Annotated in this window: 7 protein-coding genes; 3 read left to right on the forward strand and 4 right to left on the reverse strand. The window is 53.6% G+C overall.

What is annotated here, in order from left to right:
• Together RT340_RS18350 and lsrK are read right to left on the reverse strand one after the other, a co-directional pair.
• The coding region (locus tag RT340_RS18350) for a ribonucleotide reductase N-terminal alpha domain-containing protein (protein ID WP_313377447.1) at positions 1-967 on the reverse strand (967 nt) is incomplete at its 3' end.
• A 465-nt stretch (positions 968-1,432) separates the two neighbouring features.
• Positions 1,433-3,004, reverse strand: a complete 1,572-nt coding sequence (gene lsrK, locus RT340_RS18355; RefSeq protein ID WP_211728246.1) for an autoinducer-2 kinase — start codon at positions 3,002-3,004, stop codon at positions 1,433-1,435.
• Positions 3,005-3,212: 208 nt separating this feature from the next.
• Here lsrK and lsrG point away from each other — a divergent pair, with 208 nt between their 5' ends.
• On the forward strand, positions 3,213-3,506 hold the full coding sequence (gene lsrG / locus RT340_RS18360; RefSeq protein WP_097116586.1) for a (4S)-4-hydroxy-5-phosphonooxypentane-2,3-dione isomerase: 294 nt from the start codon (positions 3,213-3,215) through the stop codon (positions 3,504-3,506).
• 321 nt (positions 3,507-3,827) lie between these two features.
• On the opposite strand, the gene ubiG is transcribed toward lsrG, so the two are convergent.
• The gene (gene ubiG / locus RT340_RS18365) at positions 3,828-4,553 is read right to left on the reverse strand and encodes a bifunctional 2-polyprenyl-6-hydroxyphenol methylase/3-demethylubiquinol 3-O-methyltransferase UbiG (protein WP_166934734.1); all 726 of its coding nucleotides are present in this window, start codon (positions 4,551-4,553) and stop codon (positions 3,828-3,830) included.
• Between the two features lie 177 nt (positions 4,554-4,730).
• Between ubiG and gyrA the strand changes: the two genes are divergently transcribed.
• Together gyrA and rcsC are read left to right on the forward strand one after the other, a co-directional pair.
• Positions 4,731-7,370 carry a DNA topoisomerase (ATP-hydrolyzing) subunit A gene (gene gyrA / locus RT340_RS18370; protein ID WP_097116588.1) on the forward strand — a complete coding sequence of 880 codons (2,640 nt, stop codon included), beginning with the start codon at positions 4,731-4,733 and terminating at the stop codon, positions 7,368-7,370.
• Between the two features lie 166 nt (positions 7,371-7,536).
• Complete coding sequence (gene rcsC, locus RT340_RS18375; protein ID WP_097116589.1) at positions 7,537-10,389, forward strand: two-component system sensor histidine kinase RcsC; 2,853 nt, start codon at positions 7,537-7,539, stop codon at positions 10,387-10,389.
• Positions 10,390-10,430: 41 nt separating this feature from the next.
• On the opposite strand, the gene rcsB is transcribed toward rcsC, so the two are convergent.
• On the reverse strand, positions 10,431-10,999 hold a 569-nt coding region (gene rcsB / locus RT340_RS18380), incomplete at its 5' end, for a response regulator transcription factor RcsB (RefSeq protein WP_313377448.1).

Genomic DNA, 10,999 nt, shown 5'->3' on the forward strand with positions numbered 1-10,999 from the left:
GGTTGTTTTTCAGCACCAGCAGGCTTTCCACTTCCAGATGCCACATTGGGTAGAACAGGGTGGCTGCACCGCCACGTACGCCGCCTTGTGAGCACGACTTCACTGCCGTCTGGAAATGTTTATAGAACGGGATGCAACCGGTATGGAAGGCTTCGCCGCCACGGATTGGGCTACCCAGCGCACGAATGCGACCAGCGTTGATACCGATACCCGCACGCTGCGACACGTATTTTACGATAGCGCTGGAGGTGGCATTGATGGAATCAAGGCTGTCACCGCATTCGATCAAGACGCAAGAGCTGAACTGACGCGTTGGGGTACGCACGCCAGACATGATTGGCGTCGGCAGTGAGATCTTGAAGGTGGACACGGCATCATAGAAGCGACGCACGTAATCCATACGCGTCTCACGCGGATAACCGGAGAACAGGCATGCAGCAACCAGAATATACAGGAACTGGGCACTCTCGTAGATTTCACCGCTCACACGGTTCTGCGCCAGGTATTTACCTTCCAGCTGCTTCACCGCAGCGTAAGAGAAGTTCATGTCGCGCCAGTGGTCGATGAAGCCGTCCATCTGCTCGAACTCTTCTACGCTGTAATCTTCCAGCAGGTGACGGTCGTATTTGCCCATCTCAACCATTTTCACGACCTGATCGTACAGCTTCGGCGGCTCAAACTGGCCGTACGCTTTTTTACGTAGGTGGAAGATGGCGAGGCGAGCAGCCAGGTACTGGTAATCCGGCGCATCACGGGAGATCAGGTCTGCAGCGGCCTTGATGATGGTCTCATGGATATCAGAAGTACGAATTCCATCGTAGAACTGAATGTGGGAGCGCAACTCAACCTGAGACACGGAGACGTTATTCAGCCCTTCAGCGGCCCAATCCAGTACCCGGTGAATCTTATCGAGATCAATGCGCTCCTGGCGGCCATCGCGTTTAGTAACGAGCAGACTTTGGTTCATGTCGCGTGTTTACCTGTCCATGAAAGAGTGAGTTATCCCCCATCTATTCACAAGGCCTATGCACAAGCCGCTCGTTGTGAGTAAGCCTGTGGATAAACACTATATATAGGGGGTGCGGGAAGTTTGAACAACAATATGGTGAGTATTCTAGTCAGCATTCTGATCATCACAAGAGTTGATTTTCGCGAAAAAATCCGTCTAGGGGGGTAGCGAAATTCCTGGATCCCCATTCCATAAGGCCTGCCAATGGTGTCAACTGCCAGCGACTTTTTTTTCACTTTTTGATCGAGCGCGTGTTTATTGCTCAAAGGTTCTCATCACGGAAATTTCTGAAGTCAAAAAAGCCCTGACAAGGCCGCCAGTAGCGAACTTATCTAAAATTGCTTATGAATTTTTTGTGACCAATCCAGCCTACAAAAATGCGTGGCATGCGTCTAAAAGGAAATTGATCTGGATAGCAGTGAGTTACAAACCTGGCGCTTTCCACATCGAGGTGGTTAACCCACTGTCCACCAGGGTGAGTTGGTCGGCATAGACTTTCTGCCAGTTGGCTTTTTGCTGTTGATAGAGTTGGTGGTGTTCTGCGTTGGGGTGAAATTCGCGCTCCCAGCGTACTAATGCTTGCCCGGTTTCCTGCAAACTGCGATAAACCCCAGCGGCGACGCCAGCCGCAATCGCGCAGCCCAGGGCGGTGGCTTCTTTCACCTGCGGCACTTTGACCGTCAGCCCCGTGACATCGCTCAAAATCTGGCTCCACAATTTGCCCTTCGCACCGCCTCCGGCAAACACTATCTGTGAGGTTTGGACACCGGAAAAGGCGGCCACCAGATCCAGATTGCAGGCCGAAACAATCGCGGCATTCTCTTCCAGCGCACGGAAGAGCGTCTGTTTATTGCAGCGTTCGGGGTCGATGGAAAGATTAATAAAGGAAGGCGCAGCGTGATACCACTTGTTGAAGTGCATTGCATCTGAGAACACCGGCATCACGCCCCACGAACCGGCGGGGACGCGTGCCGCCATCTCTTCCAGCAGGCTGTAGCAATCCACACCCAGCCGCTCCGCCAGCAGTTTCTCTTCGCTGCAAAAGGCATCACGGAACCAGCGCATCGTGAGGCCGGTAAAGAAACTGATCGCTTCCGCCTGCGCCATACCGGGGATCACATGCGGATTCACGCGAATGTTCATTTGAGGATCAATCTGCGGCTGCGGCAGATTCACCACCTGCTGCCAGAAAGTGCCGCCGAGCACAGCAGTTTCCCCCGCATTCACGACACTTAACCCCAGTGTCCCCAACTGCACATCACCGCCGCCCATGCCAACCACTGTGCCTTGCACCAGCCCACACTGACGAGCGGCTTCGGCTGTCACGGTTCCCAGTTGCGTACCGGTTTCGGCCACGGGTGACAATATATCGCCGCGCAAACCCGCCATCTCCAGCAAATCAGGCCGCCAGTTTCGGGTGCGTAAATCCAGCAGGCCGGTGGTGCCCGCGTTGGAGGGATCCACTGCCAGTTCGCCACTCAGGCATTTTGCCAGCCAGTCGCTGATCATCGACAGCGTTGCCGCCTGACGATAAATATCGGGTCGATGATGCGCCAGCCATAACAGGCGTGGCATTGCCCCAAGTGCCAGGGTTTGCCCTGAGCACTGATAGATTTCACGCTCAAACTCGCCGTGATGAATCTCTTTCAGCTCACTCACTTCGCGGCTGGCGCGGGCATCCACGTTGGCACAGGCCCAAATTGCTTCGCCAGCTTTGTTATAGAGCACGATCCCTTCGCGCATCGAGCAGCAGGCCACGCTGCGAATCGCGCTGGCTGGCAACTGCGACTGTTGCAGCACCTGCTGAATACACTGACAGGCGAGTTGCCAGTTGTGGCTCAGATCAAACTCCATCGATCCCGGCACGTCGGGCAGGGCGAGGTGCCGCCATTCAGCTTGCGCCACGGCGACCTGTTCACCCTGAAGATTGAAAATCACGGCGCGAATACTGCCAGTACCGGCGTCGAGCGCCATCAAATGCGGGGCGTGTGACATCGCAAAACTCCTGTTGAAACGGAAAAGTGCTCCACGCCGACGGCCCAACGGGTGTTACTGCAAAGATAGCTGTGCGCGAGGGTTTTCACCTCCAGATGAACGGCTTAGCCCACCGCTGAAAGTTTGAACTGTGATCGCTGCGAGAGTTTTATTAAACAAGCTTTACCAGGATTGCCACTTTGCCAATCGCGATAAAAAGGACAAGCCGATGGAAGTCACGCTGGTCGAGATCAACGTCAAACCCGACTGTATCGACGAGTTTTTGCGGGTTTTTAAGCTCAATCATTTAGGTGCGCTGGAGGAACCCGGCAATCTGCGTTTTGATGTGTTGCAGGACAGCCATGTGCCGACGCGCTTCTTTATTTATGAAGCTTACACCGATGAGGCCGCCGTGCTGGCGCACAAGAAAACGGCACACTACCTGGCGTGCGTTGAGGCGTTGGAAGCGTTAATGAGCGAACCAAGAAAGAAAACCGCGTTTAAGGGGATATTTCCGCAGTGATGGCGGCATGGACATCTCCGCACAATCGGGTAGCAGCATGATTGAAAGTACCTAAAGCGGGTAGATAGGAAGAAAAACGCGCTGCTGCATCATGTTAATGGCAGCGGCTGCGAGGGCAACTTAATGAAGCTCAATCCACAACGCAGCGCGACTCAAAGCCATGATCAACGTTCAGGGCCAGTAAAGCCCCGCCCGAAGAGCAAAGCGTCCGCCGCAGGGATGCGGCGGCCGATCTGCATGGATGCGTGTTTCCTTTGCGATCGGGCGGGGCTTTACTGGCCGACGCACGGTTCCCACAGCAACCAGCAACCACGCTAACACTCAATCCTGACGATGCGTATGCACCATATAATTCACATCCACACCACGCCCCAGACGGAACTGATTGGTCAGCGGATTGTAGTGCAGGCCAATCATGCCTCTCTCACGCAATGGCGTCTCATCAACCCAATTCAGCAACTCCGCCGGACGGATAAACTTCTTCACGTCATGTGTACCGCGCGGCACCATGCGCATCACATATTCGGCACCAAACACCGCCAGCAACCACGCCTTGGGATTACGGTTAATGGTCGAGAAGAACACTTCGCCGCCCGGCTTTACCAACTGCGCACATGCCAGCACCACAGAACGCGGATCCGGTACGTGCTCCAGCATCTCCATGCAAGTCACCACGTCATAGGCCCCCGCATGGCTAATCGCATGGTCTTCCACGGTCTGCTGCACATAGTTCACGCTCACACCGCTCTCCAGCGCATGCAACCGTGCTACTTCCAGCGGCTCCGCACCCATATCCAGCCCGGTCACGTTGGCTCCTTCACGCGCCATGCTCTCCGCTAAAATACCGCCACCGCAGCCGACATCCAGCACCTTCTTACCAAACAAACCATTGCTGTGTTGGGCAATCCAGCCAAGACGCAGTGGATTAATGCGGTGTAACGGCTTAAACTCACCCTCTAAATCCCACCAGCGCGATGCGACCGCTTCAAACTTGGCAATCTCAGCGTGGTCGACGTTTTGGCGGCTTTCCTGCGGTTGTTCACTCATTGAATCACGACTCCTGACAAAATATTCCCTCAGTATAAACGCTTAACTCTTGCTAGCGCATCTCTCACCTGCAAGGAAAAGCGGCATTAAACCCTGCTTTACGTTCACCGAGGGCAACCACTGTGATATACTTTCGCACCATTAAAAACCGGCATTATGTAGAGGGATAGCGGCTCCATGAGCGACCTTGCGAGAGAAATTACACCGGTCAATATCGAAGAAGAGTTAAAAAACTCCTACCTCGATTACGCCATGTCGGTCATCGTTGGCCGAGCTTTACCCGATGTGCGTGATGGCTTGAAGCCGGTGCACCGCCGTGTGCTTTTTGCCATGAGCGAACTGGGTAACGACTGGAACAAAGCTTATAAGAAATCGGCCCGTGTGGTCGGTGACGTGATCGGTAAATATCACCCACACGGTGATTCCGCGGTATACGAAAGTATCGTTCGTATGGCCCAGCCGTTCTCCCTGCGCTACATGCTGGTAGATGGTCAGGGTAACTTCGGTTCCGTTGATGGCGACTCCGCCGCAGCGATGCGTTATACCGAAGTGCGTATGGCGAAGATCTCTTCTGAACTGCTGGCGGACCTCGAAAAAGAGACCGTCGATTTTGTGCCGAACTATGATGGCACCGAGCAGATTCCTGAAGTGCTGCCGACCAAAATTCCTAACCTGCTGGTGAACGGCTCGTCCGGTATCGCCGTAGGTATGGCGACCAACATTCCACCGCATAACCTGACGGAAGTGATCAACGGCTGCCTCGCCTTTATCGAAGACGAAGACATCACTGTTGAAGGCCTGATGGAACACATCACCGGTCCTGACTTCCCGACTGCGGCGTTCATCAACGGTCGTCGTGGTATCGAAGAAGCCTATCGCACCGGTCGCGGTAAGATTTATATCCGCGCACGCGGTGAGATTGAAACCGACGCAAAAACCGGCCGCGAAACCATCATCGTCAATGAAATCCCGTATCAGGTAAACAAAGCGCGCCTGATCGAGAAAATTGCCGAGCTGGTGAAAGAGAAGCGTGTGGAAGGCATTAGCGGCCTGCGTGATGAATCCGATAAAGACGGTATGCGTATCGTTATTGAGATCAAACGCGATGCGGTCGGTGAAGTGGTGCTCAACAACCTCTATTCCCTGACGCAACTGCAAGTCTCCTTCGGCATCAACATGGTGGCACTCCATCAGGGCCAGCCGAAGATCATGACGCTGAAAGGCATCATTGAAGCCTTCGTGCGCCACCGCCGTGAAGTGGTGACTCGCCGTACCATTTTCGAACTGCGCAAAGCGCGTGACCGTGCACACATCCTTGAAGGTCTGGCCATTGCGCTGGCCAACATCGATCCGATTATCGAACTGATTCGTCGCGCACCAACGCCAGCTGAAGCGAAAGCGGGCCTGTTGGCACAGCCATGGAATCTGGGCAACGTAGCCACCATGCTGGAGCGTGCGGGCGATGACGCAGCACGTCCAGAATGGCTGGAAGCGCAGTTCGGTATTCGTGACGGTCAGTACTACCTGACTGAACAGCAAGCTCAGGCAATTCTGGATCTGCGTCTGCAGAAACTGACCGGCCTTGAGCACGAAAAGCTGCTCGACGAATACAAAGAGCTGCTGGACCAGATCGCAGAACTGATCCACATCCTGCAGAGCGCCGAGCGTCTGATGGAAGTCATCCGCGAAGAGCTGGTGGCAATGCGTGACCAGTTTGGTGATGAACGTCGTACTGAAATTACCGCCAACAGCGCCGACATCAACATTGAAGATCTGATTAATCAGGAAGATGTGGTGGTCACGCTGTCGCATCAGGGTTATGTCAAATATCAGCCGCTGACTGACTATGAAGCGCAGCGTCGTGGTGGCAAAGGCAAATCCGCAGCACGTATTAAAGAAGAAGACTTTATTGATCGTCTGCTGGTAGCCAACACCCATGATACCATTCTGTGCTTCTCCAGCCGTGGCCGTCTCTACTGGATGAAAGTTTACCAGCTGCCAGAAGCGAGCCGTGGCGCACGTGGTCGCCCAATTGTTAATCTGCTGCCGCTGGAAGCCAACGAACGTATCACCGCTATTCTGCCGGTGCGTGAATACACCGAAGGCTTCAATATCTTTATGGCGACCGCTGACGGTACCGTGAAGAAAACTGCCCTGCAGGAATTCAGCCGTCCACGTAGCGCCGGTATTATCGCCATTAACCTGCGTGAAGATGATGAATTGATCGGTGTTGCACTGACCAACGGTAGCGATGAGGCCATGCTGTTCTCTGCTGCGGGTAAAGTGGTGCGCTTCTCTGAGACTGCGGTTCGCGCCATGGGCCGTTCGGCCTCTGGTGTTCGTGGTATCAAGCTGGCTGAAAGCGATAAAGTGGTTTCACTGATCGTGCCACGTGAAGAGGGTGCCATCCTCACTGTGACGCAAAATGGTTACGGTAAACGTACAGCGAATAGCGAATACCCAACCAAGTCGCGTGCAACCCAGGGTGTGATCTCGATTAAAGTCACCGAACGTAACGGACCGGTCATCGGTGCGGTGCAGGTGGTGGATGGCGATCAGATCATGATGATTACCGATGCCGGTACGCTGGTGCGTACACGCGTATCGGAAGTCAGTGTGGTCGGCCGTAACACCCAGGGCGTGATTCTGATTCGTACCGCGGAAGACGAAAACGTTGTGGGTCTGCAACGTGTTGCTGAGCCGGTGGAAGAAGAAGAACTCGACGCCATCGACGGCAGCGTCGCGGAAGGCGAAGACGATATCGCGCCGGAAGTGGACAACGACGACGATGCACCTGAAGCGGATGAAGAAGAGTAATCCGCAGCGGTGAACAACAGCGGCAGGTCAGGGCAACCGACCTGCCGTTTTTTTATCTGAGTTTTACTCCCAAAGTCGCGCACCAACTGGCTTTTTCGGGCCGATAAAGCTAGTGTATGAGGGTTTTTCAACTTCCTGACAACCCCTTACCGCCAGTGAGTCTCTTTTGAAATATCTCGTCTCCTTTCGCACTACGCTTCGCATCTCGCGCTATCTGTTCCGTGCGCTGGCGCTGCTGCTTTGGACGTTGGGTGCGTTGCTGACCACCTTCTTCATCATCAACGTACTGCACGAAAAAGAGAACGCGGTTCGCCAGGAATTTGACACCAATTATGGCCAGGCGGAATGGTATGTACGCCACTCGGCCGACGTCATGCGTGAACTGAAATACATCACCGAAAACCGCTTAAGTAACAGTAGCAACGGTTTGGACGTGCTGAATGGCCTGCCTGCTGGTAAAAGTACCTTGCCACAGTTCACGCCGCTGTTTTCTGATGGTGATTGCACTTCAATGAGTAACACCTGGCGTAACTCGCTCGATTCGCTGGGTTACTTCATCAACTACTGGAAAAGTAACTTCACCTCCGCTTACGAACTCAACCGTGTGTTCTTTATTGGGGGTGAAAATCAGTGTCTGGCCGATTTCGCCATTGGTAACAACAATTCAGTCGATCGTGAACGCAGCCTGAAAGCCCTGCGCGAGCGGGTGCTGCACTATCGCAGCGGCAATGAAGAAGAGCGGCGTAATCCGATGTACTGGATTACGCCGAGCAGCCAGCCTGGTGTCGGTAATTTCTACATGGTGATGCCGGTGTATGTGGCCAACAAGCTACAGGCGTTGCTGGGCGTGGAACAAAATATCCGTCTTGATGAGTTTATTCAGCCGGGCGGTTTGCCGCTGGTTGCCACCATTACTGATGAGAACTACCGTCCGTTGCTGAGTTCGCGTCGCGGTGGCCCCGGCTACTCTTTTGACGATCTGCCGGATGACAGCACCTGGTTTGGTTATCTTGATAGCTATCGCCAGTTAGTCCTGAAGAAACCGCTGCCGCCGTCCAATCTTAACGTGGTGTGGTCACTCTCTACTGACGTGCTGGTGGATCAGCTCAAGCTGATGCTGATTAACGCGCTGTTGCTGAATATCTTCAGCGCATTGATCCTGTTCACGCTGGCATGGATATTCGAACGCCGTATGTTCCTGCCAGCGGAAGATAACGCACATCGGCTGGAAGAGCACGAGCAGTTCAACCGCAAAATTGTCGCTTCGGCGCCGGTCGGCATCTGTATTTTGCGCACCAGCGACGGCACCAATATTCTGAGTAACGAACTGGCTCACAACTATCTGACGCTGCTGACGCAGGAAGATCGTCAGCGCCTCAATGAGATCATCGGGGGCCAGCAGGTCAACTTTGTCGATGTGCTCACCGGTACCAATACCAACCTGCAAATCAGCTTTGTGCATTCACGCTATCGCAATGAAAACGTCGCAATTTGCGTGCTGGTGGACGTTTCAGCGCGTGTGCGCATGGAGCAGTCGTTGCAGGAGATGGCGCATGCGGCAGAGCAGGCCAGCCAGTCCAAATCCATGTTCCTTGCCACCGTCAGTCACGAACTGCGCACCCCGCTGTACGGCATCATCGGTAACCTCGACCTGCTGCAAACCAAGTCGTTGCCAAAAGGTGTGGAATCGCTGGTTACGGCGATGAACAACTCATCGAGCCTGCTGCTTAAAATCATCAGTGATATTCTCGACTTCTCGAAAATTGAGTCGGAGCAGCTGAAGATTGAGCCGCGCCCGTTCTCGCCGCGTGAGGTGGTCAATCACATCGCCAGCAACTATCTGTCGCTGGTGGTGCGTAAACGTCTAACGTTATATGTGATGATCGAAAATGATGTGCCGCTGACGATGGATGGCGATCCAATGCGTCTGCAGCAGGTCATTTCTAACCTGCTGAATAACGCGATCAAGTTCACCCATACCGGCTGTATTATTCTGCATGCTTATGTCAAAGATGGGTATTTAGCCTTCCGCGTGCGCGATACCGGCGTCGGTATTCCAGCGAAAGAAGTGACGCGTCTGTTCGATCCCTTCTTCCAGGTGGGCTCTGGCGTGCAGCGCAACTTCCAGGGCACCGGGCTGGGTCTGGCAATCTGTGAAAAGCTGATCAACATGATGGACGGTGATATTGAGGTCGACTCTGAGCCGGGCATGGGTAGCCAGTTTATCATCCGTATCCCCATTTACGCTGGACAACAGCCTGCGCCGCCGCTTCTGGATGGTTTGCAGGAAAAAGCCATCTGGCTGGATATGAGAAATGATTATCTCGCGGTCTTCCTGCTGCGTCTGTTGCAGCAACAGGGTATTGCGATCGCGCATTATCAGGGTAATGCCGGTAGCGACGATGTGATTATTAGCGACCATCAGGATACGGTGTCACAGGCCGTGCGCGCGCAGATTCACATCTGCGGTCAGCACATCGACATGCCGCAGGAAACCGCGCCGGGTCAGTGGGTGCAGAGCAGTGCGATGCTGCACGATCTGCCTTCATTACTTGGCCGCATCTATCGCCTCAATATTGATAGCGAAACCAGCACGCCGTTGCAGTTGGCCGCACCGCAAGAGGCCAACCGTTACGATGACATTATGGTACTGATTGTTGATGATCACCCGATTAACCGTATGTTGCTCTCCGAGCAACTCGGCACACTGGGCTATCAAACCAAAACTGCACAGGATGGGGTCGATGCGCTGAATGTGCTAAGCCGTAATCACATTGATATTGTGCTGAGTGACGTCAATATGCCGAATATGGATGGTTATCGCCTGACGCAGCGCCTGCGTCAGTTGGGCCATGCCTTCCCGGTGATTGGGGTGACGGCCAATGCGTTGGCAGAAGAGAAGCAGCGCTGTATGGATGCCGGGATGGATAATTGCCTATCCAAGCCTGTTACGCTTGATGTGTTGAAATCGACGTTGGCAATCTATGCCGAGCGGGTAAGAAAAAGCAGGAAAGGGTAGTACAGAAGAACAGGCGCACCGAAGTGCGCCTTTTTTACATCTTAATCTCTTTCAACCTGAGTCGCGCTCACGGAAGAGAGGTAATTCAGCAGGGCGATATCATTTTCCACCCCGAGCTTCATCATCGCCGATTTCTTCTGGCTACTGATGGTTTTGATACTGCGGTTCAGTTTTTTAGCGATTTCCGTTACCAGGAAACCTTCGGCAAACAGGCGCAGAACTTCACTCTCTTTCGGCGACAGACGTTTGTCTCCGTAACCGCCAGCACTGATTTTCTCCAGCAGTTTCGCCACGCTTTCAGGCGTATATTTTTTGCCTTTCTGCAGGGCTGCCAGCGCTTTTGGCAGATCGGTCGGTGCACCTTGCTTCAGTACAATCCCTTCGATATCCAGATCCAATACGGCGCTCAGGATCGCTGGGTTATTGTTCATGGTCAAAACGATAATTGAGAGATCCGGATAGTGACGTTTGATGTACTTAATCAGTGTGATGCCATCACCGTATTTCTCGCCTGGCATAGAGAGATCGGTAATCAGAACGTTAGCATCCAGTTTGGACAAGCTGTTAATCAGTGCTGTTGAGTCTTCAAACTCACCTACAACGTTGACCC

The organism is Pantoea sp. CTOTU50773, assembly GCF_032082325.1.
GTDB lineage: Bacteria > Pseudomonadota > Gammaproteobacteria > Enterobacterales > Enterobacteriaceae > Pantoea > Pantoea communis.